The sequence below is a fragment of the Olsenella sp. SW781 genome (genome assembly GCF_012027725.1).
Classification (GTDB): Bacteria; Actinomycetota; Coriobacteriia; order Coriobacteriales; family Atopobiaceae; genus Thermophilibacter.
In genome coordinates, this window is the sequence record NZ_SJOU01000011.1 from 1 (window position 1) to 24737 (window position 24737).

General features: G+C 66.1%; 32 protein-coding genes. 10 read left to right on the top strand and 22 right to left on the bottom strand.

Going from position 1 to position 24737, the window contains the following annotated elements:
• Positions 1-222: 222 nt before the first annotated feature.
• Positions 223-912, top strand: coding sequence for a C39 family peptidase (locus tag E0L17_RS07300; RefSeq protein WP_167930602.1), 690 nt, complete (start codon positions 223-225; stop codon positions 910-912).
• Between the two features lie 53 nt (positions 913-965).
• Here E0L17_RS07300 and E0L17_RS07305 read toward each other — a convergent pair whose 3' ends face one another.
• Together E0L17_RS07305 and E0L17_RS07310 are read right to left on the bottom strand one after the other, a co-directional pair.
• Positions 966-2165 carry a sensor histidine kinase gene (locus E0L17_RS07305; RefSeq protein WP_167930603.1) on the bottom strand — a complete coding sequence of 400 codons (1200 nt, stop codon included), beginning with the start codon at positions 2163-2165 and terminating at the stop codon, positions 966-968.
• Positions 2155-2868: a response regulator transcription factor gene (locus tag E0L17_RS07310; protein ID WP_167930604.1), complete on the bottom strand. Its 714-nt coding sequence runs from the start codon at positions 2866-2868 to the stop codon at positions 2155-2157. Before E0L17_RS07310 ends, E0L17_RS07305 begins: the two co-directional genes overlap by 11 nt.
• A 425-nt stretch (positions 2869-3293) precedes the next feature.
• Here E0L17_RS07310 and E0L17_RS07315 point away from each other — a divergent pair, with 425 nt between their 5' ends.
• Complete coding sequence (locus E0L17_RS07315) at positions 3294-4064, top strand: Abi family protein (RefSeq protein ID WP_167930605.1); 771 nt, start codon at positions 3294-3296, stop codon at positions 4062-4064.
• A gap of 36 nt (positions 4065-4100) precedes the next feature.
• Here E0L17_RS07315 and E0L17_RS07320 read toward each other — a convergent pair whose 3' ends face one another.
• The 6 genes from E0L17_RS07320 to E0L17_RS07345 form a co-directional block, all read right to left on the bottom strand.
• The gene (locus E0L17_RS07320) at positions 4101-5366 is read right to left on the bottom strand and encodes an ABC transporter permease (protein WP_167930606.1); all 1266 of its coding nucleotides are present in this window, start codon (positions 5364-5366) and stop codon (positions 4101-4103) included.
• On the bottom strand, positions 5359-6288 hold the full coding sequence (locus E0L17_RS07325; RefSeq protein WP_167930607.1) for an ABC transporter ATP-binding protein: 930 nt from the start codon (positions 6286-6288) through the stop codon (positions 5359-5361). Before E0L17_RS07325 ends, E0L17_RS07320 begins: the two co-directional genes overlap by 8 nt.
• 123 nt (positions 6289-6411) lie before the next feature.
• Positions 6412-7176 (bottom strand): hypothetical protein, encoded by a 765-nt coding sequence (locus E0L17_RS07330; RefSeq protein WP_167930608.1) that lies wholly within the window; start codon positions 7174-7176, stop codon positions 6412-6414.
• On the bottom strand, positions 7173-7682 hold the full coding sequence (locus E0L17_RS07335; RefSeq protein ID WP_167930609.1) for an RNA polymerase sigma factor: 510 nt from the start codon (positions 7680-7682) through the stop codon (positions 7173-7175). The genes E0L17_RS07330 and E0L17_RS07335 overlap by 4 nt, the downstream gene beginning before the upstream one ends.
• 153 nt (positions 7683-7835) lie before the next feature.
• Positions 7836-8135: a HigA family addiction module antitoxin gene (locus E0L17_RS07340; protein ID WP_167930610.1), complete on the bottom strand. Its 300-nt coding sequence runs from the start codon at positions 8133-8135 to the stop codon at positions 7836-7838.
• Positions 8136-8154: 19 nt separating this feature from the next.
• Positions 8155-8433 (bottom strand): type II toxin-antitoxin system RelE/ParE family toxin, encoded by a 279-nt coding sequence (locus E0L17_RS07345; RefSeq protein WP_167930611.1) that lies wholly within the window; start codon positions 8431-8433, stop codon positions 8155-8157.
• 100 nt (positions 8434-8533) lie between these two features.
• Here E0L17_RS07345 and E0L17_RS07350 point away from each other — a divergent pair, with 100 nt between their 5' ends.
• The 3 genes from E0L17_RS07350 to E0L17_RS07360 all read left to right on the top strand — a co-directional run bounded on the left by E0L17_RS07350 (position 8534) and on the right by E0L17_RS07360 (position 10523).
• Positions 8534-9256 (top strand): DNA alkylation repair protein, encoded by a 723-nt coding sequence (locus E0L17_RS07350; RefSeq protein WP_167930612.1) that lies wholly within the window; start codon positions 8534-8536, stop codon positions 9254-9256.
• 29 nt (positions 9257-9285) lie between these two features.
• Complete coding sequence (locus E0L17_RS07355; protein ID WP_167930613.1) at positions 9286-9816, top strand: hypothetical protein; 531 nt, start codon at positions 9286-9288, stop codon at positions 9814-9816.
• A gap of 140 nt (positions 9817-9956) precedes the next feature.
• Positions 9957-10523: a nucleotidyltransferase family protein gene (locus tag E0L17_RS07360; protein ID WP_167930614.1), complete on the top strand. Its 567-nt coding sequence runs from the start codon at positions 9957-9959 to the stop codon at positions 10521-10523.
• A 264-nt stretch (positions 10524-10787) separates the two neighbouring features.
• Here E0L17_RS07360 and E0L17_RS07365 read toward each other — a convergent pair whose 3' ends face one another.
• Positions 10788-11525, bottom strand: coding sequence for an alpha/beta fold hydrolase (locus tag E0L17_RS07365; protein WP_167930615.1), 738 nt, complete (start codon positions 11523-11525; stop codon positions 10788-10790).
• 485 nt (positions 11526-12010) lie between these two features.
• Between E0L17_RS07365 and E0L17_RS07370 the strand changes: the two genes are divergently transcribed.
• Entirely contained in the window at positions 12011-12640 is a 630-nt protein-coding gene (locus E0L17_RS07370) for a helix-turn-helix domain-containing protein (protein WP_167930616.1), read from the top strand.
• Between the two features lie 63 nt (positions 12641-12703).
• Here the strand turns inward: E0L17_RS07370 and E0L17_RS07375 are convergent, their stop codons facing one another.
• The 5 genes from E0L17_RS07375 to E0L17_RS07395 form a co-directional block, all read right to left on the bottom strand.
• Positions 12704-13150, bottom strand: a complete 447-nt coding sequence (locus E0L17_RS07375; protein WP_206109059.1) for a zinc ribbon domain-containing protein — start codon at positions 13148-13150, stop codon at positions 12704-12706.
• Positions 13151-13230: 80 nt separating this feature from the next.
• Positions 13231-13614 (bottom strand): MmcQ/YjbR family DNA-binding protein, encoded by a 384-nt coding sequence (locus E0L17_RS07380; RefSeq protein ID WP_167930617.1) that lies wholly within the window; start codon positions 13612-13614, stop codon positions 13231-13233.
• 30 nt (positions 13615-13644) lie between these two features.
• Positions 13645-13965, bottom strand: a complete 321-nt coding sequence (locus E0L17_RS07385; protein WP_167930618.1) for a type II toxin-antitoxin system PemK/MazF family toxin — start codon at positions 13963-13965, stop codon at positions 13645-13647.
• Entirely contained in the window at positions 13955-14200 is a 246-nt protein-coding gene (locus tag E0L17_RS07390) for a type II toxin-antitoxin system RelB/DinJ family antitoxin (protein WP_167930619.1), read from the bottom strand. Before E0L17_RS07390 ends, E0L17_RS07385 begins: the two co-directional genes overlap by 11 nt.
• A gap of 118 nt (positions 14201-14318) precedes the next feature.
• Positions 14319-14837 carry a GNAT family N-acetyltransferase gene (locus E0L17_RS07395; RefSeq protein ID WP_167930620.1) on the bottom strand — a complete coding sequence of 173 codons (519 nt, stop codon included), beginning with the start codon at positions 14835-14837 and terminating at the stop codon, positions 14319-14321.
• A gap of 261 nt (positions 14838-15098) precedes the next feature.
• On the opposite strand from E0L17_RS07395, the gene E0L17_RS07400 reads away from it, so the two are divergent.
• A complete protein-coding gene (locus E0L17_RS07400; protein ID WP_167930621.1) occupies positions 15099-15608 on the top strand; it encodes an ATP-binding protein in 510 nt (169 codons plus the stop codon).
• A 417-nt stretch (positions 15609-16025) separates the two neighbouring features.
• Here the strand turns inward: E0L17_RS07400 and E0L17_RS07405 are convergent, their stop codons facing one another.
• The 3 genes from E0L17_RS07405 to E0L17_RS07415 all read right to left on the bottom strand — a co-directional run bounded on the left by E0L17_RS07405 (position 16026) and on the right by E0L17_RS07415 (position 18482).
• Entirely contained in the window at positions 16026-16853 is an 828-nt protein-coding gene (locus tag E0L17_RS07405; RefSeq protein WP_167930622.1) for a TipAS antibiotic-recognition domain-containing protein, read from the bottom strand.
• 119 nt (positions 16854-16972) lie between these two features.
• Positions 16973-17860: a nucleotidyl transferase AbiEii/AbiGii toxin family protein gene (locus E0L17_RS07410; protein WP_167930623.1), complete on the bottom strand. Its 888-nt coding sequence runs from the start codon at positions 17858-17860 to the stop codon at positions 16973-16975.
• The gene (locus E0L17_RS07415; protein ID WP_167930624.1) at positions 17850-18482 is read right to left on the bottom strand and encodes a type IV toxin-antitoxin system AbiEi family antitoxin domain-containing protein; all 633 of its coding nucleotides are present in this window, start codon (positions 18480-18482) and stop codon (positions 17850-17852) included. Before E0L17_RS07415 ends, E0L17_RS07410 begins: the two co-directional genes overlap by 11 nt.
• 675 nt (positions 18483-19157) lie before the next feature.
• Here E0L17_RS07415 and E0L17_RS07420 point away from each other — a divergent pair.
• Positions 19158-19481: a DMT family transporter gene (locus tag E0L17_RS07420; protein ID WP_167930625.1), complete on the top strand. Its 324-nt coding sequence runs from the start codon at positions 19158-19160 to the stop codon at positions 19479-19481.
• Here E0L17_RS07420 and E0L17_RS07425 read toward each other — a convergent pair.
• The 4 genes from E0L17_RS07425 to E0L17_RS07440 form a co-directional block, all read right to left on the bottom strand.
• On the bottom strand, positions 19478-20659 hold the full coding sequence (locus E0L17_RS07425) for a helix-turn-helix domain-containing protein (RefSeq protein ID WP_167930626.1): 1182 nt from the start codon (positions 20657-20659) through the stop codon (positions 19478-19480). The two genes, E0L17_RS07420 and E0L17_RS07425, sit on opposite strands and share 4 nt — an antisense overlap.
• A 120-nt stretch (positions 20660-20779) precedes the next feature.
• The gene (locus E0L17_RS07430; RefSeq protein ID WP_167930627.1) at positions 20780-21265 is read right to left on the bottom strand and encodes a GNAT family N-acetyltransferase; all 486 of its coding nucleotides are present in this window, start codon (positions 21263-21265) and stop codon (positions 20780-20782) included.
• Entirely contained in the window at positions 21253-21543 is a 291-nt protein-coding gene (locus E0L17_RS10960; RefSeq protein WP_206109060.1) for a type II toxin-antitoxin system RelB/DinJ family antitoxin, read from the bottom strand. The genes E0L17_RS07430 and E0L17_RS10960 overlap by 13 nt, the downstream gene beginning before the upstream one ends.
• A gap of 91 nt (positions 21544-21634) precedes the next feature.
• Positions 21635-23017, bottom strand: a complete 1383-nt coding sequence (locus tag E0L17_RS07440; RefSeq protein WP_167930628.1) for an FtsX-like permease family protein — start codon at positions 23015-23017, stop codon at positions 21635-21637.
• Positions 23018-23239: 222 nt separating this feature from the next.
• Here E0L17_RS07440 and E0L17_RS07445 point away from each other — a divergent pair, with 222 nt between their 5' ends.
• Positions 23240-23650, top strand: coding sequence for a helix-turn-helix domain-containing protein (locus tag E0L17_RS07445; RefSeq protein WP_167930629.1), 411 nt, complete (start codon positions 23240-23242; stop codon positions 23648-23650).
• Between the two features lie 23 nt (positions 23651-23673).
• On the opposite strand, the gene E0L17_RS07450 is transcribed toward E0L17_RS07445, so the two are convergent.
• On the bottom strand, positions 23674-23994 hold the full coding sequence (locus E0L17_RS07450) for a hypothetical protein (protein WP_206109061.1): 321 nt from the start codon (positions 23992-23994) through the stop codon (positions 23674-23676).
• Positions 23995-24089: 95 nt separating this feature from the next.
• On the opposite strand from E0L17_RS07450, the gene E0L17_RS07455 reads away from it, so the two are divergent.
• Positions 24090-24638, top strand: coding sequence for a pyridoxamine 5'-phosphate oxidase family protein (locus tag E0L17_RS07455; RefSeq protein WP_167930630.1), 549 nt, complete (start codon positions 24090-24092; stop codon positions 24636-24638).
• Positions 24639-24737 lie beyond the last annotated feature (99 nt).

Sequence of the window (24737 nt, forward strand, 5' to 3'; positions counted from 1 at the left end):
TTTTTACAACCCGAAGCCCGCACACAGTACCAGCCCCGGTCTCGTGGGGTTGGAGATGGGTATAAAGGAAAGCCTTGGAACCCCCCCCCAGACACCCCCGACCAACATGGAAACGACGGCAAGCCGTCCCGGGCAACGCCTTAGGGAAGTCTTAGCGATTGGTTCATGCGCCGTTATGGCGGGCGCCCCTAGGCTTGGCTGAGCCACGTCGAAGGGGGAATCATGAACACGACTCGCATCGCGCCGCGCAGGTACCTCAATCGCAGGAGGGCACGTCGCGTCCCGCTTGTGCTCGGGGCGGCCGGCACGCTGGCGGTCGCGCTCGCCGTCGCGCTCTGGCTTGCGGTGGCCTCGGCCGCTGGCGGCGCGAGGCGGGCGGGCGGCTCGGCGCCGGCCAGCTCCACGCCGCGCGAGGAATGGCGCGCGGGCGAGGTCCCCTTCCTCTACCAAACCGACCCGCAGTGGGCGAGCCACCCCTACGCCGGGGGGACCGTCGAGAAGAACGGATGCGGCCCCACGTGCCTCTCCATGGTCTACGTGTCGCTTACCGGGCGCGACGACCTCGACCCCTCCGCCATGGCCGACTTCTCCGAGCGCGGCGGCTACACGACCGACGGGATGACGGCGTGGGCCCTCTTGACCGACGGTGCGGCTGATCTGGGGCTCGTCTCCGAGGAGCTGCCCGCCAGCGCGGGCGCCGTGCGCGAGGCGCTCCTCGCGGGGAGGCCCGTCATCTGCAGCGTGGGCCCCGGCGACTTCACCACCACGGGCCACTTCATCGTGCTCTCCGGCCTAGCCGGGGACGGAGGGGTCGTCGTGCACGACCCCAACAGCGCCGAGCGAAGCTCGCGCACCTGGGACCTCGAGCGCGTGCTCGGCCAGTGCCTGAACCTGTGGGCCCTCTCAGCGTGACGACGTGACGGGGGGACGGAGGTTTTGTCACCGCTCCGTCCCCCTGTCACGCGTCACGCGGGCAGCTCGACGGTGAAGGTGGTTCGGCCGTTCTCGCTCGCGGCGGAGATGGCGCCGCCGTGCAGCTCCACGATCTCGCGGGCGATGGCGAGGCCGAGGCCGGCGCCTCCGGTGGCCGTCCCGCGGGACTCGTCCAGCCTGAAGAACCGGTCGAAGATCGCGCGGAGCTTGTGCGAGGGGATGGTCGCGCCCGTGTCGGACACGGTGACGACGACGCTCCCCTCCCCGGCCACGGCCCCGACCTCCACGGGCGTCCCCTCGTCGCTGTAGGCGATCGCGTTGCGCAACAGGTTGCCAAAGACGCGCGCGAGGCGGGAGGCGTCGGCCGTGAGCACGAGCGGCTCGCCGGGATCGTCTACCGTGCGCACGCTCCCCTCCACCGTCACGCGCGCCACGTTGCCGTGGGCGGCAAGCGCCGGGTAGAACTCGTCGGAAAGCTGGACGAGAAGCCCGGCGAGGTCCACGGGCGCAAACTCGAGCTCGATGTTCGTGAGGCTGTAGCGCGTGATGTCAAAGAACTCGTTCACCAGGCGCTCGAGGCGGCACGCCTTGTCGAGCGCAACGCCCGTGTAGCGAACCCGCTGCGCCTCGGGCATATCCGGCACCTCGTCCAGAAGCGAGAGATAGCCGATCACCGAGGTGAGCGGCGTCTTGAGGTCGTGAGCAAGGTAGGTCACGAGGTCGCTCCTGCGCGCGGACTCGTCGGCAAGCTGGCGCTCCCACTCTGCGGCGGCACGCTTGGCGTCGGCGGCAACGAGCGCGAGCTCCTCCCAGCCGGACGGGAACGCCTCATGGGCCTCCAGGTCGTGGGCGAGAAAGACGCGCAGCAGCTCGGCGGCTCGGGCGCGCTCCTTGAGGCGGACGCGGCGGGCCGACAGGACGGCCGCCACCGCACAGCCCACGGCGAGAAGCACGATGCCGCAGATGCCCAGCTGCATGAAGAAGTACTTGGTGCCAGAGACATCCAGCACCATCTCCGGCCAGAGGCCAAATTCGTTCAGGTTGTTGACGTTCAGGATCTGCGGGGCCAACCAGTCCATGAACGAGCCGTTCCAGGCCTTGTCCACAAAGCCGAAGACCGTGCTGAACGCTGCGGATGCGACCAGGATCGCGCCCGCCACCACCGCGACGGTCAGGACGATCGACCGGGCCCCACCGTTCTTCTCGCCCGGGCTCTTCTCGCTAGCGCTCAATCTTGTACCCCAATCCCCAGACGGTCCTGATGTAGCGCGGGTCCTCGAAGGAGTCGCCCATCTTCTCGCGCAGGTGCCGCACGTGCACCGTGATGGAGCCCGAGCCGCGCTCGTAGTACTCGTCACCAAAGATGCGCTGGTAGAGCTCTCGCGCGGAGACGACCGCGCCGTCGGCCTCGAGCAGGATCCGCAGCAGGGAGAACTCCGTCGGCGTGAGGGCGAGCGGGCGCTCGTTCAGGGTCGCCTCGTGGGCCGGCACGTCGAGCACGAGGCCTCGGCACGCGATGACGCCGTCCTTCTCGCCGTGCGCGCCGCCCGCCGCGTTGTACGTGGTGTAGCGCCTGAGCTGCGCCTTCACGCGCGCCACGAGCTCGAGCGGCAGGAAGGGCTTCACCACGTAGTCGTCCGCGCCCAGGGTGAGCCCGGCGATCTTGTCCGCCTGCTCGCCGCGGGCCGTGAGCATGATCACCGGGTAGCTGTGACGCTCGCGGATAGCCCGGCAGACCTCGAGGCCGCTCGCGCCGGGCAGCATGACGTCGAGAATCGCGAGGTCGAGCGCCGGCGCGCCATCGTCCGTCACGCGGGCGACCGCCGCCGCGCCGTCGCCGAGCGTCTCCACCTCGAAGCCCTCCGCCTCGAGGTAGACGCGCACGAGCTCGCAGATCTCCGGCTCGTCGTCCACCACCAGCACACGTGCGCCCATGCGCCCCTCCCCTCGTATCGGCCACAAGGATACGCGAGAAGAACGCGGCAGTTCCTAACGTTTGCTTAAGGGCGCGGTGAGGCAGGGAAGCAGGTTCGTTTGTCTCATTCGAACGCCGCGCGTACTCACTTCTCGTATTTTCATTTTTCGGAAGTGAAACTGGATTCACTTCCGCTAATCGCAAACTCAAAAACGAGGCTGCAGAGAAACCCGGACATGCAGCGCGACCCTGATGTGGTAAGCTAGCTATATGAGAACATTTGTTCTGTTCAGGAAGGATGAGCCTATGGTCGCCAGAGTCGTTCGGAACTCATCGTATGATCCTCTTGTTGGAGCCCGCAGAAGTGGGTAAGATAAGTATCGATGGGCCCGGAATGACCGCTGCGTAGCATGTCACCGGGCCTGAATGCTCTGTAGGGGGTTCAATGCCCGAGGTATCAAGAGCAGTCTCCGAGAGATGTGGCGACTTCCCATGCGAATCGGACGAGACGCGCGCGTGGGTTGAGCGATGGTTGTCGCCTGCACGGTTTGGTCCCTATCTCGAGGCGGCAAATGGCAATGTCGGCAAAGCCCTAGAGCTTTACCACTGGAACGTTCGTCTGTGCCAAACGCTTATGGGAAACATCGGCTGCTTCGAGGTGGCGCTGCGTAACGCATACGACCGGACGCTATGCGAGGCCTGGAATGGCAACGAGCATTGGCTGTTCGACAAGCTCTCTCCAGTCAGAAGAGCCATCATGCGCACGAGCAAGGGCGGCAGGATGCTCGACGTGAGCCTGCCCAACAGAAAGGCTATTGGGCAGGCACGGGACCGTGCCCATGACCCCAACGATCCCAACCAAGTCATCTCAAACCTCATGCTTGGCTTCTGGTCGCACCTAACCGACCGAAGCAGAGAACGCGACCTGTGGATCCCCGCGTTGCACAGAGCCTGGTCGAAGGGAACGGACCGCGCCGTGCTGCACCGCCATCTCTACGCCATCAACAAAGTAAGGAACCGCGTGGCGCACAACGAGCGACTCTTTAATCCAGTTCGCGAGGAGTTCAGGCCGTCTCTCGTCGATGCCCACATCGTACGTTTGATGGATGAGCTCTCTCCTGAGGCAACTCACTATCTCTACGGAGAAAACAACGGGAGGACGCCTTTCGAGGTTTTCTGCGAGCAGAACCCCGTTCCCGTTGAGGTTATGCTGTAGCGGCGCTGCCGAACAGACGGCAGCGCCGCTATCCTGTTACGCCACCTGGCGCCTCCTGAACGAGACCACCGCCACGGGGGTCGAGACGAGCGCAAGCGCCGCGTAGACGAGGAGAACCATGCCGATGAGGTCGAGCACGACCGGGCCGAGCGGGTAGGACTCGAGCGCCGTGTAGAGCACGCTGAAGTTGGCGAAGTTGATCGGGAAGAGGGCGAGCGCGCGCTCGAGCGCGCCCACGCCCGCCGAGGGGACGAGCCCCGTGAGCAGCACGAGCACCACGTCCGTCAGGAAGACCGCGAGCGTCGAGGGGGTGCGCGACGAGAGCGCGAGCGTGAGGCACGAAAAGCCCAGGCACGCGGCGTACATGAGCCCCACGCACGCGAGCGCGGCCTGCCCCGCCGTGAGCGGGTAGGGCGAGGAGAGCGCCATGCTCTGAACCGAGAGCCCGAAGCCCTCCGCCCCGTAGAAGGCAAGCGAGACCCCGACGATGATGGCGGCGCTGAGGGCGAAGAGGGCGGACGCGTAGGCGAGTCCCGCCACGACCTTGGCCGCCACGAGCGTCGAGCGGCCGCGCCGGGTGGCGAGCACCACCGCGTCCGCGCCGGACTGGTACTCGAAGGAGAACGCGGGCGCCAGCGTCACGCACGCCGCCAGGATCGCGAAGACGAGGAAGGCCGCGCAGTCGACCACGTTGCCCCAGCCGCCCGAGTAGCCGTACTCGATGGGCTCGGGCACGGAGGAGCGCATCTCCGTCCAGTACGCGCGCTCCGCCTCGGAGTACTCCCACATGCCGCCCTGGCCGTCGTCGAGGGACTGCTGGGTGAGCTCGGCCGCCGCGCCGTACCAGTCGGCCGCCATCTCGGGCGTCACGCGGGCGGCCGTCTGCGCGGGCTCCTCGCCCGAGATCCGCCAGGGGCGCAGCAGCCAGCTCCAGTAGGGGTTGTAGAGCTCGTAGACCTCCTCGTCGGAGAAGCTCTGGAACATGAGGTCGTAGACGGCCGAGCCCGTCATCTGGGTCACGGCGTCGCGGTCGATGCGCGAGAAGACCGCCTCCTGGTAGGCGGCTATGTCCGCCGCCGCGCGCTCGGCGGTTATCGTGCCCGCGTGCTCCTCGGCGTCGGTGCGCATCTGCGCGATCGCCTCGGTGCCGGAGACGATCTCGCCTCGGGCGTTCGCCGTCTTGGTCTGGACCACGTTGAGCGCCATGATGGCGACGAGGAAGACGACGACGCCGACGTTTGCCGCGAGCGCCACGCGGCGGGAGAGCATCTTCTTGAGCTCGAACAGGATGAGCCTAGGCATGGCGTCCCTCCTTGAAGTGGGTGCCGCGGGCGGCGCGGGGCGAGCCCGCCCCGGCGGCGCCGTCGCGGAACACGTACAGGTACAGGTCCTCGAGCGTGGGCTCGGCGGGGGCGGAGCCCGGCACCCTGGGCTCGTCGGCCACGTAGCGCAGGAGCGCCCGCCCGCCCTCGAGATGGCGCACGTTGCCCACCGTGAGCGCAGCCTCGAGCGCCTCGGCCCGCTCGGCCGGGACGACGGCCTCCCAGACCCTGCCCTCGGCCTTCGCCACGAGCTCGGCCGGCGGCCCCGAGAGCACAACCGCGCCCGCCCGCATCACGAGGATCTCGTCCGCGATGTGCTCCACGTCGGAGACGATGTGCGTGGAGAGAAGGACGATCTTGTCGCGCGCGAGGCCGGCGATGAGGTTGCGGAACCGCACGCGCTCCTTGGGGTCGAGCCCGGCCGTGGGCTCGTCGAGCACGAGGACCTCGGGGTCGTTGAGGACGGCCTGCGCGATGCCGAGGCGCTGGCGCATGCCGCCGGAGAAGGTCCGGATGCGCCTGCGCTCCTCGCCGCCGAGCCCCACGCGCTCGAGGAGGGCGAGCGAGCGGTCGCGCGCGTCGCGGCGGCCGAGGCCCTTGAGGGCGGCCATGTACTCCATGAAGTCGAGCGCCGTGAACTCGGGGTAGTAGCCGAAGTCCTGCGGCAGGTAGCCGAGGAGGGCGCGGTACTCGTCGCCCATGCGCGCGACGGGCGCGCCGTCGTAGCGCACCTCTCCCGAGGTGGGGCGCAGCACCCCGCAGACCATCCTCATGAGCGTGGTCTTGCCGGCGCCGTTGGCGCCGAGCAGGCCGTAGACGCCGGGGGCGAGCGTCGCGCTCACGCGGTCCACGGCGATCTTGGGCCCGAACTCCCGGGTCAGCCGGTCGAGCGTCAGTTCCATGTTCGGCCTCTTCTCTCGTAGGCGATTGTTGACGAGCACTACCATGCACGCTGCGCGCGAATGGCTGTGTTTTGCCAGTTGGCGATTGTCTTGCGGCGCAGAATGTATGTTGTCCAGTCTCTGCTAGAGCGCGCCTGCGGGCGCGGGCGCGTCGGCGAAGCCGGAGGCCGCCGCACGCAGCCACGCGCGGGCCTGGGCCGCCGCGAAGGCGAGGGCTGCCGCCGCCGCGGCCCACCAGGCAAGCGCCGCCGCGGGGCCGAAGGCCGCCGGGCAGAGGGTGCGCGCGAGGACGCAGGCGGCGCACACGCCGGCCGCCGCGGCGACGGCGGCGACGGTCGCGTCCGGGCTCGCCGCGCGGCGGGCGGCGAGGAGCCCCGCCCCGAGGGCCACGAGGTAGGGCGCGAGCCCCTGGGCGAGCACGGCCCAGGGCGCACCTCCCACCGGGCCGGAGAGGGCGGAGAGGAGGGCGATCGCGAGCGCATCCGCGCAGCAGAGCACGAGCCCCCGGGCACACGCCGCGGCCTGGGCGTTCACGGGGCAGGCGGCCTCGAGCTCGGCCATGCCGCAGGAGCGCGAGCGCGTGACGCCCGCGAGCGAGGCGAGCGCGAGCGCCGCCCCGAGGGCCGCCGCGACCGTCCCGACGCCGACCCCGGAGAGGGCGCACGGCACGGCGAGAAGGACGAGCGCTGCGTGCAGCGCCCACGCCCCCGCACCGACGCGGCGGGCCTGGCCGGCGACCACCTCCACGGCGCGCGGCCGGGAGGGCCGTGCCATCTCGGCCGCGACTGCCTCCACGAGCGCGCGGGGCGGGGCGGCGTCGGTGCCGGGCGCCGCCCGGTAGTGGTCTCGCAGCGCGTCCTCGAGGGCGCGTTCTTCTCGCCTTCTCATCGTGTGCCTCCCCACTCGTCCGTCGATACGTCCAGGTTCGCCCGCAGCGCATCGAGCGCCGACGACAGGGCGCGCGCCGCCGCGAACCTGCTCATGCCCAGCGCGGCGCCCACCTCGCCGACCGTGAGGCCCTCCCCGTACCTGAGCTCGAGCGCCTCGCGCTGGGCGCGGGGCAGCCGGGCGAGAGCGGAGGCCAGGTCGCGGCGGTCGTCCGCCTCGCCCGGGTCGCCCCCGCCGGGGAGCGCCTCCGGGAGATCGGCCCACGAGGACGCGCGGTCGCGCGCCATGTCGGCGCAGACGTTGCGGGCGATGGTGACGAGGTAGGCGCGGGCGCGGCCCCGATCCCGGTAGCGCGAGCGGGCGCGGACGAAGCGCAGGAACGTCTCCTGCGCGGCGTCCTCGGCGAGCCCCGCCGGTGCGTGCCTGCGGCAGTACCGCAGCACGTCCGCGTAGTGCTCGCCGACGAGGCGCTCCGCCTCGTCCGTCCGCCCGTTCTTCTCGTCCACTGCGCCACCTCCCTCTATCCCTATTAACGGCCCAGCGGGCCGGGATGAGCGGTCGAATCGATATTTCTTTGTAGGTCGGATGACAACTGGCCGCCCCTTTGGGTGGCCTCGAATGTCGAGAGATGACGTTTGGCAGAGTCCGCGTGGTACGGACTACAGCACAGCGGCAATCTTGGAGAAGGGCTTTATCTTTCTGAGCTCAGGCTCGAGCTTGCGTCGGGCCACCTCGATGTCGTACGCCGCCTGCGCACGCAGCCAATACCCGTCAGAAAGGCCAAAGAAGCGACAGAGCCTCAGGTCAGTGTCGGCGGTCACGGAGCGGCGCCCCAACACAATCTGTCCTATGCGCTGCGCAGGTATGCCCGTCTCCTTAGCAAGACGGTACTGTGAGATGCCCATAGGCACGAGAAACTCGTCGCGCAGCAGCTCGCCCGGAGTAATGGGGGCAACCACCTCCCCCTCGTGAACAGGCTCAGCGATAGTCAACGATTTCGACACCCTCGGCACCTCCCTCGACCCACCGAAAACAGACTCGGAACTGGTCGTTGATGCGGATGCTGAATTGCCCAGCTCTATCTCCGCTCAGTGCCTCGAGACGATTTCCCGGCGGAATTCTGAGGTCAGACAGCTCGTTTGCGATTTGCAACTGCCGAATCTTTCTCAGTGCAACGCGCTCGAACGCCAAGAACCTTGCAACGCGAAATCCCGATGAGAGCCGTTCGGTATCCTTGTCTGCAAATGACCTAATCATAGTATCGCCTCGCGTTACTACTGTCAATCTCAATTCCGCCGCCACGTTCCATGTGCTAGACTCATTATATAGGAACATGTGTTCGTTTCAAGGGAGCCACATGAGCAGAGCGACGCCGAAGGACAGTGTGACTAACCGCATCCGTCGTGAGCTGGAGGCGCTTGCCGATCCCACGTACCGAGACTTCCAGGTGAAGCTCGTACCGACCGTCGACCCCGCGCGCATCCTCGGCGTGCGCACGCCGGCGCTGCGCGACTACGCGCGCAGGCTCGCACGCGAGCAGCCAGCTGAGACGCGCGCCTTCCTCGCGGCGCTCCCGCATGAGACCTACGACGAGAACAACCTGCATGGTGAGCTCATCGGCCGGATGGCGAAGACGCCCGATGAGGCGTTCGAGCTGCTCGACTCCTTTCTCCCCTTCGTCGACAACTGGGCGACCTGCGACCTCATCCGCGTTCCCGCCTTCAAGCGCGACCTGCTGGCGGTGCTCGAGCGCATCCACGGCTGGGTCACCGCGGAGCCGGAGTACACGGTGCGCTTTGGGGTGGTCCAACTCATGACGCTCTTCCTGGACGACGCCTTCGAGCCGGAGCACCTCGCGCTCGTCGCCGGCATCGACCGTCCCGAGTACTACGTCAACATGGCGCGCGCCTGGTACTTCTCGTTTGCCCTCATAAAGCAGCCCGAGGCGACCCTTCCCCTCTTCGAGCAGCGGCCTATCGCCCTCGACGCCTGGACGCACAACAAGGCGCTCCAGAAGGCGCGCGAGAGCCGCCGCATTGCGACGGAGCAAAAGGCATACCTGCAGTCGCTCAAGGTGTGACGCACCAAGGTCACGAGCTGAGGAATAGAATGGGCGAGAAGAACGTCGAGGGGAGAATCATGAGAGTCCATACCGCCATCGCCGCCCTGCTCGCCGCGACCATCGCGCTGCCCCTCACGGGGTGCTTAGGGCTGCCCGGCCTCGACGACGTCGCCGACCAGGCGGAGGACTTCGCCTCCCAGGCTCAGGAGCTCGCCGACACGCTCTCGAACGTCGATTGGGGCAAGGTCTGCCGCCTTGTGGTGAGGGACGCCCAGACCGGCGAGGTCATTCGCGAGGTGACCGACCAGACGGAGATCGAGAACGCCTTCGAGCCGTTCTCCGAGGAGAACGGCATCGCCACGGAACCGGACGCCGACGCAGAGTACGTCTTCGAGCTGTGGGAGCCGGAGACGCAGAAGCTCGGACAGAGCGCCGACGACCTCGAGGAGTACAAGGGCCTCGAGGTCACCACCTACGAGGGCTCGCCCGTCGTGGGGCTCGAGGTGAGCCCCATCGGCCTCAGGCTCTACCTCACGTCGCAGGCCGCCGCCGACGCGCTGCGCGCGCTCGCGGGGTAGCGCTACTCGCCGTAAACCTCCTGCTCCGCGTGCCTGGGCGGCCTTTACCGGACATGCCACCGATTCCAGCGCGCCCATAGGACAATCTCCGTCTCTGATTCTTGTGTGATACAATTGTCATACATATTGGAGGTGAGGGAATGGACGCATACCCCCCAGTAGCAAGGGAGCCGAGAACCGCCGTCTCGCTGAGACTCCCGTCGGAGCTCGTGAGCACGATCGAACAGTTTGCCTTCGAACATCGCTTGAGCAAAACCGACGCGTTTCTCCATTTCCTTAATAGGGGCATTGAGTCTGAGAAACACGAGACTGAGGATGGCGCCCTCGCCCGCATAGAGCAGAAGGTATCCGAGACGCTTCGGCTTGTCCAAAGACAGCAAGGCATCGCCAACGATAAACAGTTCGTTATCGACAAGATACGAGAGGTGTGTTCGCACTTTCCTGCCATCGAGCGCGCCTACCTCTTCGGTTCGTTCGCACGAGGAACATACTCCGACAAAAGCGACGTTGACATCCGGCTTGACATCGGCACATCTCGTACGTTCAACCTTCGCGACCTCGAGCACTTCTCCAAGCAGGTCGAGCAGCTCACGGGCCGATCCACCGACGTGGTGACTGCCAGAACGATAAAGAACACCGCGCTGCGGGAGGCTATCGAGCGGGATAAGGAGCTGATCTATGAGCGCGAAGTCGGACGACCTCGGTAGGATACAAGAGATATTCGATGTGGTCACGCAGACTCAGAGACAGATTGGCGAGCTCGGAGCACCGCTCGATGAGGCCTCTGCAGGCGCATGGGCGGATCCGTGGAAGCCCGCGTCGACGACGGCGTGCTTACCATAGCGGTGGCCCTTCCCTCCGCTCGGGGGGCCATGGTCGAGCGCCTATCGTAATCCCGTCTCAAGCCGATTCGCTGTCACTCAAGCACCGCTCGCGCAGAGACTCTGCGCGAGCGGTGCTTGAACGCTTGCTTATGGGCGACCCTCGAGCGCCTCGAGATAGACCTCGGGATGCCACAAGCTCGCCTCGCCGTGCCGCCAGCCAGGGTGCTCGACGAGCATGCTGTCCGGCATGGCCTTAGCCAGGGCTCGCGCCGAGCGCACCATGATGCGGGGCTCCTTCCCGCCGACAAGGATGGTGGCCCGCGCCCCGCAGCCCGCGAGCTCGGGCCTCAGCCGGTAGGAGCTGTTCGCCCGCATGAAGGCGATCATGTCCGGCTTTGATATGGCGCAGCTGTCGCGGTAGTAGGGCTCGTAGAGCTCCTCGGGGAGATGGAGGCTCGCGAACTGCGCCCGCGAGAACCAGGGGCGCTGCACGAGCGGGTAGCTCAGGGCGACGGCGGGCGCGACGAGGGCGCGGGCAGCACGCATGGGGAGCACAAGTGCGCTCTCGATGACGGCGCGCTCCGCGATCTGCGGCCGCTGCGCAAGGGCCTCGAGGGCGACCTGCGCCCCGAGGGAGACGCCGCCGAGCGCGTCGACGCGCCCGCCGAGCTCGCGGTCGATGAGGGCAACGAGCTCGGAGGCGTTTTCCTCGATCGACGTAAATGGGCGGTCCGAGCCGGCGTGCCCGTCGAGCACGGGTAGCACGACACGGTACCCGTTGGCGGCGAGCAGGTCGGCGACTGCCCGGTAGTTCCACCACGAGAGGCCGCCCCCGTGCAGGAGCACCGCTGTCCGCGTGCCCGAGCCGAGCGTGTGAGTGACCATCTTGATCCTTTCGGCGGTGACGTGGCCCGGGCGGCGCCGTAGGAGACGGGCGCGCTCTTAGGCCAGCGCATGGTCGCGCGGCTCTTCTCGCCCCGTGCGTCCATTATACGGGCGACATGCGGGAGTTTTCCACATTGGGGTCTCGGCACGTTCTTCTCGGCATGAGATGCTTTGGAACGCTGGGCAACGGAACGCGCGGGGCGCCGGGAGGTTGTCGACGGCCTCTCGCGAGAATGTGAAAAGGTGCTGGCGGAGGTGCATGCGCGGGCGTTCTTCTCGTCCGCCGTGAAGGGGACGCCGCGGCCGTCGACCGGGCCACGTACGCTTCGGAAAGCCGCAGGTAGAGGCCACGTAAAGAACTCTTGACGCGCGTTTCGCGCCCCGCAGCGCCCGATGTCGGGACCCTTTGATGGTACGATTCCGCGGGACGTGCCATGGTCTGGCCCGTAAGGGGCCGCGCCGAGGAGAACGGAGGGAGAGCGGACATGGAAATCGGCGGGAGGATACGCGAGCTGCGCGCGGCGCACGGGATGTCGCAGGACGACCTCGCGGCGCGGGTGTACGTGAGCCGCCAGACGATATCGTCGTGGGAGAACGGCAAGACCTACCCCGACGTCCAGAGCCTGCTCCTGCTCTCCGAGATCTTCTGCGCGTCCGTGGACTCTCTCATCAAAGGAGACGTGGAGACCATGAACGAGACCATCGAGAGGGACGTCAAGACCATGAAGCGCCTGAGCTACGTGATGGTCGGATTCCTGCTGCTCGTGATAGGCGCAATGATATGGATCTGCTTTCAAGTGTTTGCCTGGGACTGGTCACTCGAGCAGACCGCACCCACCTTCGTGCTCGCCCTCGTGCTCTGGGGCGTCGCCATGTTCGCCGCCTGCTGGGTGCAGCGCATCACGAAGTCGCACGACCTCGTCACCTACGACGAGATCCTCGCCTACTTGAAGGGCGAGGCGGTGGATCGCGACACGAAGCGCGGGCGACGCGAGCGCATGATTCCACGTTGGATGAAGATGATTCGGGCCATCGGCACGGTGCTTCTGGCGATGGCCGTCGGAGCGTTTCTCGGCTACGGCGGGGCCGCGCTCGCGGACATGCTGCTCGGATAGGGTTGGCTCCCTCGGCTTAGGCGACAAAAGCCCTTATCGGAAATTCGGACTTCCGTAAGACTTTCATGCCCAGCGGCGCAGCGTCGGCAGCACCGCGCCGAGGAGCGAGGCCGCCTCGTCAACGGTCCACCCCATCGCCTCGGCCATGCGCGGGGCGCAGTCCTCGATCATCTCGTCCATCGTGACGTCATCGGTGTAGCGGCCGCCCTCGTAGCACCAGCGGCAGAAATCCTCCGTCTCGGAGCCGTCCGCCTCGTGGCCGTGCTGGTCGGGGCCGGTGAACATCATGCCGCAGCTCTGGCAGTAGTGCTCGGGCATATCGAGAAGGGCGGTCACGGGCACGTCCAGCTCGCGGGCGATGAGCTTGAGCATGTCGATGCCGGGTTCGGTGGCGCCGGTCTCCCAGCGGCTCACGGCCTGGCGGGTGATGTAGAGGCGGCGCGCCAGCTCCTCCTGGGTGAACCCGCGCTCGCGGCGCAGGCGGGCGAGGGCGTCCTTGAGCATGATCATCGGGGCTCCTCTCGTACGGGTCCTTCTCGCCCATTGTCCCGGAGGCCGGACCGCCCGTCGAGAAACAAATCGTCGCGCGGCTACTCGCCGGAGATCTCCCGCTGCACGCGCGTGGGCAGCCTGGAGAAGACGAGGCTGTAGCTCATGTCGCAGAGGTCGAGCACGAGGTCCTCGGGAAGGTCTGCGTCCAGGTCGACGGAGACCCACGTGCGCCCGTCGGAGTAGTAGCCAGGCAGCACCGCGCCCGGGTGCTCGGCGCGCAGCTCCAGGATGCGGTCGGGGTCGCACTTGAGCGACAGCAGGTGACGCCCCGCGTAGGGCGCCTTGCCGTCGGGCGAGGCGACGAACTCGCAGGCGAACTGCCTGCCGCCGACCCAGTAGACCATCCAGCCCCACTTCTCGTGGAGGGCCTTGGTAGCGCCGGGGCGCGAGAGCAGGTGGGCGTCTATGCGCGAGAGGTCCATGGCGCAACTCCCGTACTTTGCGGAACGTGGCTATGAGAGCCCAAGGACGAGCGCGAGCTTCTCCGCCACCTCGTCCATCCGGTCTCTCTCCAAGACGCCGATTCTCTTGCCCAGCATACCGCGACTGACCGAAGCGATCTTGTCCGTCATCACGAAGCTCGTGCGTTCGAGTCCGTTTTCAGCAGAGGGTTCGACTCTGACGCGCGTCGGGATGCCAGAGCTCTCGAACGTCGTCATCAAGCAAAGCACGACTGAGTCGAAACCGCTTATCTCGTCGCTCTGCACGATGACAACCGGCCGCGCCTTGCTCGCGTAAAGGTCATCCCGCATTGTCCAGATCTCACCGCGCATCGCTCATCATCCTCAACGCGAGCCGATCTGAAAACTCCGCCGCCTCCTCCTCGGAAGCGAAGGCCTCGACCTTGCGCTCGGGCAAGCGCACGTCAAACGGAAATCCGCGATGGGCGTTGAACGCGGACACGAAAATGCGCATGGCATCCGCCGGCGTCGTGCCCAACAGTCGGGTCGTCTCGCGAAAACGCGCCGCTTCGGCATCTTCTACTCGTGTAGCAAGCTGCGTACTCATAACAACCTCCAACACTTTATTGAGATTTGCTATAAATTGTACCCGGTTTGCATTTTCTAGCCTGCTCTGAGCGCGATGACGAGAACTATCGCCGCAAGACACTGCGGGCTCTGCCTGATCAGCCCTCGAGAGCCCTCAGCGCTGCCCCGCGGGCGCCCTCGTCACGCCCGCCGAGCGGGAGCGTCATCACGGCCTCCCCGTCGTCGCCGGAGACCTCCCGGAAGCCGAGCCTCTCGTAGAGGCGCGCGGCAGGGTTGGAGCGCTGCACTGAGAGCGACAGCGCGGGACAGCCGAGCTCTGAGCACCGCTCGATGAGGAAGGAGAGCAGGGCGGTCCCCACCCCGCGGCCGCGATGGCCCGGCAGGACGGAGACGGCGAGCTCCGGCACGCCATCCCCCGCGAAGCCGTAGCCGCGCATGAGGCGCACCCAGGCGGCCCCCACGACCTCGCCGCCCTCCTCGGCGCAGACGGCGACGTCGCCGGTTCGGCCGAAGCCGTCGACGTAGGCGCGCAGCGCCGGGTCCGCGGTCACGGAGCGTGGCGGGCGCGGCTCGCCCGGCTCGGTGTGAATCGCCTGGTACAGGAACTCGTCCAGCAGCCCGTACTCACCGGGCTGCATCTCCCTGATTCTCGACATAGCTGTCCCTCCATCCGATAGCGAAAGCGTCAGGCGTCATCGGCTAGAGGTCTGTCGTCATGCGCGCCTCCTCGTGAGGGGACATCTGAGGCGATTGTACCCGCAGGGGGCACATGGACGCCCGACGGCCTTGTCGATTCCGGCGCCGCCTGCGACCCCAACGTAGCCGAGGGGCGTCCAAGGTGCAGTATAAAGTGGTTTACAGGCTTGATTACCTGCAATAATAAGCTACGACTATCCAAGCATCTCGGAGGGGCTCACTTGGCCAAGACTCTGTACCTCATCGGCGGCCCCATGGGCGTGGGCAAGACCGTCGTCTGCCGCGAGCTCAACCGAATGCTGCCCGCCTCCGTCATGCTCGACGGGGACTGGTGCTGGCGCGCCGACCCGTTCCAAGTGACCCCGGAGACCAAGCGCATGGTGCTCGACAACATCTGCCACCTGCTCGGCAACTTCCTGCGCTGCAGCGCGTACGAGAACGTCATCCTCTGCTGGGTCATGCACGAGCGCGCTATCATCGACGAGATACTCGGGCGGTTGTCTATCGAGGAGTGCGGCGCCGAGCTCCGGATCGTCTCCCTGATTGCCCACGAGGACGAGCTACGCCGGCGCATCGAGGGAGACGTTCGCGTGGGCTTGCGCGACGAGAGGGCGATAGCGCGGTCGCTCTCCTACCTCCCGCGCTATCGCGACCTCGGTACAGAGCTTATTGACACCACCGGCCTCGCGCCGCACGATGTCGCCGCGCGCATCGCCGCATCCAACGGATGAACGTCTCGACTGCAACCGATTAAACGCCGAGGTTAATGCTGAGAGCACGACCTCCAGCTCGTCGACGATCACGAGCGCGGAGCCGCAGCACTTCTCGCAATGCTCGAGCGTGCCGGCCTGCGCCCGGCAACTGGAACTTGTCCAAATAGAGCGTCCGTCCCTGACAAGACGCGTGATGTGATACCACGAAGTCCACCTCTGCCGACCAGTCCCTCCACCAGTTGACCGAGAAGTACTCGACCTTCAGCTGGGCAATGAGGTCGGTATCCTGGCAATTTCTCTAAATTCTCATTTTGCTAGGATCTCCTAGCAAATGATCAATTTCTAACGGTTTGCTAGGTTTAAGCGAATTGGGTCAGAACCGGATTGGGAAGGGAGCGCGCGTCCTGTACGGACCAGGACACGACTGAAGCCGAATCACGCGCACGCGTGGATTGCGTCGCGCAGGAACTGCGCGGCGCCCGGGGCAACCTTCTCGTAGTAGGCGCGGAACCGCTCGTCGGAGACGTAGCCGTCGGCCAGACCCTTGTGGGCCTCGGGCGTGTAGAGCCCGTCCGGCCAGTACATGCGCAGCCAGTGGCCGTGCATCGCCACGAGCTTGCGCGCCTCTGGGCCAGCCGGGTCTCCCGTCTCCATCGCACGCCGCAGCTGCTCGTTGATGGCGAGCGCCAGCTCGTCGGCCTGCAGGTGGGCCGCCTCCCCCGTCGCCACGTACTTCTCGTTGGCTGCGTCCATCACCTCGTCGCCATAGGCCGCCCGGACCTCCTCTCCGTAGGCCTCCTCGTTCTCGGCGACCTCGCGCCAGCGCTTGAGGTGCGGCAGCAGCGTGGCCATGAGCGAGACCGCCTCGTCGAGCGAGACGCCGAGCGCCTTGGCCTCCATGGGGGCCGTGGCCTCGATGAACTCGTCCATCGTCATGCCCTTGGCAGTGAAGTCGCCGTGGTCGTAGCAGTACTTGCAGAAGTCCGTGCTCTTGGAGCCGTCCGCCTCGGTGCCGTGCATCTCCTCGTCGGGGATGGGCATGCTGCAGCACTGGCAGTAGTAGCTCATGGGCATGTCGAAGAAGCGCTCGAGCGGCACGCCAAAGGTGACGCAGATGAGCTTCACCATGTCGATCCCGGGGGTCGTCTCGCCCTGCTCCCAGCGAGACACCGCCTGCCGCGTCACGTAGAGCCTGCGCGCCATCTCCTCCTGCGTGATGCCCGCTTCCTTACGAATGGCGGTGATGACGTCCTTGATGGCCATGGGGTTCCTCCTTGCTCGGGTCTCTCGGCAAGGCCATTGTCACCGGGTGAGAGCCCCGGCACAAGAAACGGGATGTTGCGCAGCTCTGGATTCCCCTACCCCTTTGCGAGAATGAGAGCCTATTCCCAGCCTCCCAGTGCAGGATTCCATGCCTTGCCTTCCGCGGAGCCTTCAAGCACCGGATCGAATAAGGCGGTAGCAAGCGCAACAGCATCGGAAATGTCCCCAATGTCGTAGACCAGAGGCACCTGTCGACATAACTTCCTGAACCTGGCCGCCCCTGCGCCAAACCACTCCGCAGGAATCTCGAAGTGATTGGGGAGAGGCATTCTTCTTGCAAGGCATTCCAGACTTAGTCGCCGAGAGAGCTTCGTACCGTCAATCGCACAGCTTCGGGCGAACACCACAACATCAACCAGATCCTTCTGTCTCGAAGAAGGCCTGTCGTGGTGCCGTTCCACGATGCCGCAGAACTTATCGGCAAGCGAGCTCTCTGCCGCATACACGTGGTAGGAGCATGTCGGAAGGTCTCGCACAGTAATCCGATCGACAGGCATGACGGTGTCGAAATCGTCTTGGGGAATGTCATCGACCACAAGGTCGATAGAGATATCCTGGAGCCTCTTGTTCCCCAGTCGGACCTGGAACCTCACGTTCATGCCAGATCGATACTCGTCCTCCGCCTTGATGGGAGCCATTCCCGCAAATGAGAACGTGACGAAGTCCCCTAAGTCAGTAGCAGCCAGACGCTTCAGCTCCTCAACGGCTTCCTCGAGATCGTCGCCCGTTGACAGGAGATCTATGTCGCGCGTCGTACGAGCATCAATCGTGCGCGCGAGCATGCCCAGCCCTCCTTTGAGCAGAAAGCGAGAGTCGGGGTCGCTGAAAACTCGACAGAGGAGCCGATGGAAGAAGAATCCTGCATAAGCCCTGCCGGTATTCATCGGCGATGCCTTCGCCGCGGCCTTGATCGCCTTATCAAGATCCTCTGAAGTCTTATACCTCATGGAGATTGCACTCCTTGAAAGCCCGGCGCACCTTGCGAGCCTTCCCAGGCGCGAGTCGCCTTACGATGGCGCGCAGTTTCTCGAGGTCAAGCCCCTTCTCCAGCGCGTCATCGTAAGCATCTCGCACAAGCGAGAGCTCTTCGTCATCGAGCACAAGGTCAACGATGGTTCGTTCCGGCCTCGTTACGGCAAACCCATGTTCAAAACCCACGTCTTCCCAGGAGATCTGTCGGACAGAGAAGCGCACATCGGGGTTTCTGGTCTTGAGCCGTCTGGGGGCATACATACGGATGGGGGTCAGGAAGAAGTCACCGATACCGATGAGGGATGCCGCCGTAGTTCCGCCAACAGCAATACCGTCCCACGCGCCATACGCCATTCGCTCATGAAGCATCTTCTCGGGAGACGTCAGCTTCCAAGCAGCGGCGATCTCGTCGGCGGGAGAAGACGTCACCGCGGCCGAGCGATACGCTCCGTGCGCGAGCCTCACGAGCCGCCCGGCGGAGCAGGCCTTTGCTAGAGCGCCGCGAGATATGCCGAGGCGCTCCGCTTGAGCGGTCGTGAACACGCCTTCGGAAGCGGAAAGCGAGTCAATGAACGGTGCTTGTCTCTGTCTATTCATGTCTCAATTGTAGCCTATTAAGATACTTTTGCGGCATATTCTCCATCCACTTGAAACTATTGGGAGCAACGAGCTTCCATTCCATGCACGCCTCCAATTCACGTGGCGCTTCTGATAAAGCATAGATTCATAAGTTGATTGCGGGCTGCAGCACAAAGACCGAGTGCCTCACGAACCAGCGCGCAAACCCGCACGCCGTTCTTCTCGTCAAAATGCTTGATAGACTTCTCGGCCATAGCTGAGCCCCCGTTTCACTCACGGCAAATTAACCTGCATAGACTGTGAGTCCGGACTCTTGGGGTGCCGGAAGACGGGGGCGCGTGCCCGCCCGGGGGCTTCAAGTGTGACCAGTCCCTGCTACCCCTGATCACCCGTCGGCACGCACCATTGGGGGCCTCCGTGCCGCTCTTGTTGTTCCCGTACCTTGTGGAGAGTATAGCACAATATGAAACATCTGTTCGTATCATTTTAATATTCTGCTGTAGCTCTTTTCGAGCAGCCCGATCTTCTCGTCCATGGCTCCGAATTGCGAGAACGCGAGAAGAACCGTTGGGCAAGGAGCACGCACCACATAACCTCCCGCGCCTGTGCTACGATGCCCCCGACCCAACGGGTCTCTGACGAGGGCAGCCGTACCAGAATCGCAAAGACGGCGCATCTATCTGGGAGGTTGTCATGGATTGGGTCATTTTGGTCGTGTCGGGCGCAATGGAGGCCATCTGGGCCCAAGCCCTCGACCGCTCCGAGGGCTTCACGCAGCCCATCCCCACGATTGTGTTCATCGCCGCCCTCGCGGCGAGCATGCTCGGACTGAGCCACGCTGTCCGAACGATTCCGCTGGGCACCGCCTACGCCGTCTGGGTGGGCATCGGCGCCGCGCTCACGGTGGCGTGGGGCATCGCCTCCGGCGCGGAGTCGTTCTCTTGGGCAAAGATCCTGCTCATCGCGGGCCTCGTGGCATGCGTCGTCGGCCTCAAGCTGGTGGGCGAGGCGCACTAGGCGCTGTCCTCAGAAGCAGCCCATTTCTCGGCTGCCACAAGCACATTATGGTAGCGTGGGTCGTCACCCGCAAGCTCGCGCCACTCGGAGGACGAGACGCGCTCGGCGAGCGCCTGACGCATGAGCGATGCCACCTCGTCCGCCTGGCGGGCCTTATGCTCGGCCCACGCCTCGCCCGCTTGGGAGGGGTCGAGGCGGACACCCACGCGATCCCAGAGCGGAAGGCCGGACGGGCTTGGGCCTGCCGGAGCGACAGCCATGGCTTCTGCTGCCCGCGCAAGGGCGCTGAGCGCACCGTCCTTCTCGCCAGCCCTGCGCAATACCTCGGCAACCTCGAGAGACATCGTTGCCGAGAAGAACGGGTTCACCGCACTTAGGTCGAGCGCCTCGAAGACCGCCTCAGCAGCGGCGCCGGCCGCCCGCGCGAACGCCGCGTCGTCCCGCATCCCCACCTCCTGCATGAGCGACGAGAGCACGAAGCTCGCCGCGCGCAGGCGCTCTGCCTGCAGAAGGTCGAGGGCCTCGTCGTTGCGGCCCAGCTTGCGGTAGGCGGAGGCGAGAAGCATCGTCGGAGCGCTCGCGTCCTGCCGGCGCACGAGCAACTCCAGCAGCGCCACCGCCTCCTCGTGCCGCCCCGCCTGGAAGAGCGTCGTGGCCTTCTGCTGCTGCGCGAGATACAGGGTCGAGGGGTCCGTAGCCACCTCGAGCGCGCGGTCGAGCAGGCCGAGCGCCTCGTCAATGAGAGTCGAGGAATCGAGTGCGCCGTCCTTCTCGCCCGCCGGGGCGAACGGCGTTGCCATGCCGGCCGCCCACACCGTGAGGAGTGACGCCAGCATGAGCAGCAGGTTCGCGTCCGAGTAGTGCTTCGCCGCGAGCTCTCGCAGTCGCTCGTATGCGGCGCCCAGGTCCTTCTCGCCTAATGCGTAGACCTCGGCATAGAGCGCAGCAGACTCCTCCTGAGAGAGCTCGTCGCGCCAGTCGAAGAGCTCGTCCAAAGTGAGCGAGAAGTACGCGGCGATGCGCGGCAGGAGACTCACGTCCGGGAGGCTCTGCCCGAGCTCCCACTTGCTCACGGCGGCCTTCGAGACGCCCAGGTGGGAGGCGAGAGCCTCTTGCGTGACGCCCTTGCGGCGACGCTCTCGCACGATGGTGCGGCCGATGTTCACGCTCTCGCTCATGGCTCCCCCTCGACGCTGCGAACAGCTGACACCTTCAGTATGGGGTCGAGCGGAAGTGGAATCAAAGGAGCGCTGGTTGACGTTTCTCGCAAGCAGTCAACTGAGGTTCGACGCCCTACCCTAGAGCCGCACGAACATGCGACGGGAATCGCTCGCCAAGCGCTGGAACCCAAAGTGAGCATAGAAGCCCTCCGCGTGCTCGTCAGCCGGGTCGACGACAAGCGCTCGCGACGCAACGATGAGCGACGCCGCGGCCGCACGGCGAATGGCGTCCTGCAGCAGTCGAGCTCCCGCCGACTCCCCCTGATAGCGCTCGTCGACGGCGAGCTGGCCAAGCAGCGTGCAGGGAATCGGGTTCGGAGCGTTTCGGCGCAACGCACCGGCCAGCGTCCCGACCCGCGCGACCGCATGGGTGCTCAGTGCATAGAAGCCGCAAATCTCGCCCGTAGCGAGGGGCAGGACGTAAACCCGAGCCGTCCCGTCGCGCATCGCACGATGCGCACGCTCCTTGAGCCAGGCGTCGTTGTCGCCGTTGCCGGAGCTAAACCCGTTCACATCGTCATCGTCGAGAAGCGGGCGGATGCGACGAAACGCTAGTCCTCCCATGAGAACTCGCGATTGAGCAGCTCGCGGGTGGCCACGGGGACGGCGGAGTCGAGGGCATTCGCAAAGCGCTCGTAGTCATCCGCGGAGAGGTAGGTCGTGGTCTCGTCGCTCACCTGCCTGCGAACCTCAAACGGGAAGCCGCCGCACTCGTTGAACATGTGGACGAAGACCTTGATGGCAGCGGACGGCGTCAGGCCCAGGGCAGCGGTGTTCCTGACGAAGGCGTCCTTCTCCTCGGCGCTCAGCTTGGTGTTGAGCGACGTCATTGTCGTTGCCATGGGACCTCCCCTTCCGATTGTCCAAGTATCGTTATTTGATTCCATTTATACCACGTTAGACCACATAGTAATCCCATTGATTGGCAATCGGCTAACTCAGAGCCCCGCCCAGCAGCACGCGCGAGCACTCGCGGACGCAGAGCAGGTAGTACAGGGCGAGAAGCCCGAGCGTGCCCACCACGGAGCAGATCGTGATGGCGAGAAACACCTCGTCCGGCACGCCGCACGCGAGCTGGCGCACGAGCATGAGCCCAAAGCAGTCGTGCGCCACCGCGAGCGCCGCCGGAAGCGCGAAGGCGACGCCCACCTGCGCCCGCACGGCACCGCGCGCCTCTCGCTCGTCCATCCCGAGCGCCATGAGCGTGGCGTAGGCGCGCCTGCCGTCCGCGGCCTGGCTCACCTGCTGCAGCGCGAGCACCGCGGCGGCAGCCACGAGAAACGCCTCCCCGTAGAAGATCCCCACGTAGCCGATGGGCGCGAGCGACGCCTCCGAGAGCGCACCCGGGTCCACAAGCCCCGCGGCTCGCTGACCCACCGAGAACAGAAGCCCCGCGCAGATCATGCAGACCGCGCAGGCAACGAGCACGCACGTGCACGAGAGCGCCTGGCACCCCGTGGACACGTGGCCCTCCACCTGCCGCAACGTGAAGGCGCGCAGCCCCTCCCAGTAGCTGGATCCACGGCGCAAGCGACTCGGCACGCCCATTGCCACCAGCCGAAAGACGAGCGAGGTGGCAACGTAGGCGGCCCACCCCATCGGCAGGATCGCCAGCACGAAGAGCCCGGGCTGAGCCACGCACGAGCCCCACACCACGGCGAGAAGAACCACGGCCAGCGCCGCCTGTGCGCGCGTCACACCGCGATGGCCGGACAGCGCAAGCCGCTCAGGCGCGCGGTCGTGCTCGAGAAGCTCCACGAGCGGCCGGCGCAGCACGTCAACCACGGAGAGCGCGATCGCCAGCCCCTCGATCCCGGCGAACCACGAGCACGCGTCGAGCGCGGCAGCGGGCGAGAAGGACCAGGCGAGCCGCCACGGCACGCCAAAGACGAACGCCGCCACCGCGCCAAAGGCCGGCGACGCCGCCACGCCGAGCGCGAGCCCCGCCGCCAGCGCCGCAAGCCCCACGAGCGCGCCCTCCGCCGCAAGTATTGCCGCGAGCGCCGGCGCACGCATCCCGAGCAGCGCGTACGTCCCGAACTCCCGCGAGCGCCGCCGCACGATGAAGCGCGTGGCATAGGCCACGAGCACGGCAAAGACCAGCACCACGAAGACCGAGAAGGCGCCCGTTATGTCGCGCGCCTTCTGGATGACCTCGAGCTGCGGGCCGGTGAGCGGCATCGCCAGGAGGTAGTCGCCCGAGGCGTTGAACGCGTAAAGCAGGCACGTGGCAAAGGCGAGCGTGACAAGGTAGACCGAGTAGTCGCGGGCGCAGCGAGAGACGTTGCCGAGCGCGACGCGCAGGGTGACGGGCATGACGGCTCCTTCCAGCCGGCGTCAGTGACGGGCCCATCGTCCTTCTCGCCCGCCCGGCGCGCCATCGCCCGGGCTTATGCTCCCCTAACGGTTTTGCAAGGTTACCTGCCGTAAACTGCAACTCTACCAACGGTCGAGCCAACTCTACTGGCGGTCGGTTGAGCGCGAGGCGGCGTCGCGTGACGATGGCCCTGCCAGACGGACCCTAGCGAAAGGACCACCATGACCAAGCAGACCTTCGGCGCCACCATCTCCGCCCTGCGCAAGGAGAAGGGCCTGACGCAGCTCGAGCTCGCCCGACAGATGGGCGTCACGGACAAGGCCGTGAGCAAGTGGGAGCGCAATCTGTCATTTCCGGACGTGGCGTCACTGCCCAAGCTGGCCGAGGTGCTCGGCACCTCGGTGGACGAGCTGCTCGAGGTGAAGACGGCGGCGCAGGAGGAGCCGGCGGGGTCCCGCGTGCCCGCGCTCGCGGAGCTTGTCCTCAAGGCGGTCGCGCTGGCCATGGGCGTGGGCGTGACCGCGCTCACCATCATGGACGAGGTGGAGCCGAGAAACGCGCTCGGGCTTCTCGGCATCGGCGTCGCGTGCCTGGCGCTCGTCCAGCTCATGCACACCCCCGAGCAGGAGTGATACAAAGGGACTGTCCCCTCGCATCATCCAACCAGGACCCGTGCGTCTGCCAGCACGCGGGCGATGTCGGCCACGATGACCATGCCGCGGTCGGCGATTTGCGCGGGCAGCAGGTCGTGGCGGTCGTTCATCGCAACGTAGCGCGCGCACTGGAAGAAGCGGTGGTCGCCCTGTATCTGGGCGACCTGCTCCTCCGGGTAGAGCTTCACGAACCGCGTGTCCTGGTTGGTGGTCACCACGAAGAAGTCCTTGCCCGCGAGCACACCCGCCCCACCGAGAAGGGGCGAGAGGAACTCCGCGGCGCAGCGAAAGCCGACGGCGGCGCCTCCCCCTACCCCTGACAACGCGCCGACGGTCCGGGATGAGCGATCGAGAAGAATAAAGCCCCGGAGCATGGCGGATTAGCGCTACCCTTGAGAAGGCGACGAGAGGAGATCCCATGAAGCCCATGCGAAGGAAGCGCCAGCAGCTCGGCGAAGGCGCCTGCCGCGAGATCCTGGAGCGGGGGCGCGAGTGCGTGCTCGCCCTCGCCGGCAGCGATGCCACGGACGGCCACCCCTACGCCGTGCCGGTGAACTACGTCTTCTCCTCCGCACGGGAGGGCGACGGCTCCCTCGGCCACGTCCTCATACACTGCGCGCCCGCCGGCGCCAAGCTCGACGCCCTCGCCGCGGACGAGCGCGTGAGCGTCTGCGTCATCGACCGCGCCGACGTGGCGCCCGAGAATCTCACCACGCTCTTCCGCAGCGTCATCGCCTTCGGGCGCGCCCGGCTGGTGGAGAGCGGCGACGAGCGCCGCGCCGCGCTCGTCGCCCTAGCGGGAAAGTGCGCCCCGGACCTTTCGACGGAGGCCGTGGACGCCGAGGTCGCGCGCTTCTTCGCGCGGACGGCCGTCATCGACGTCGCGCTCGAGCGCGTGAGCGGGAAACAGTGCATCGAGCTCGTGGAGGATGCCCCTGGCGAGCCGACCGAGGGAGGGCTCTCATGAGCGACATCCTCGTCGTGCGCGGCGGCGACCCCTTGCCGCCCCGCCGCTATCGTAGGAAAATGCTTCCGTCGATATAAGTACGCATACTCATAATTGATA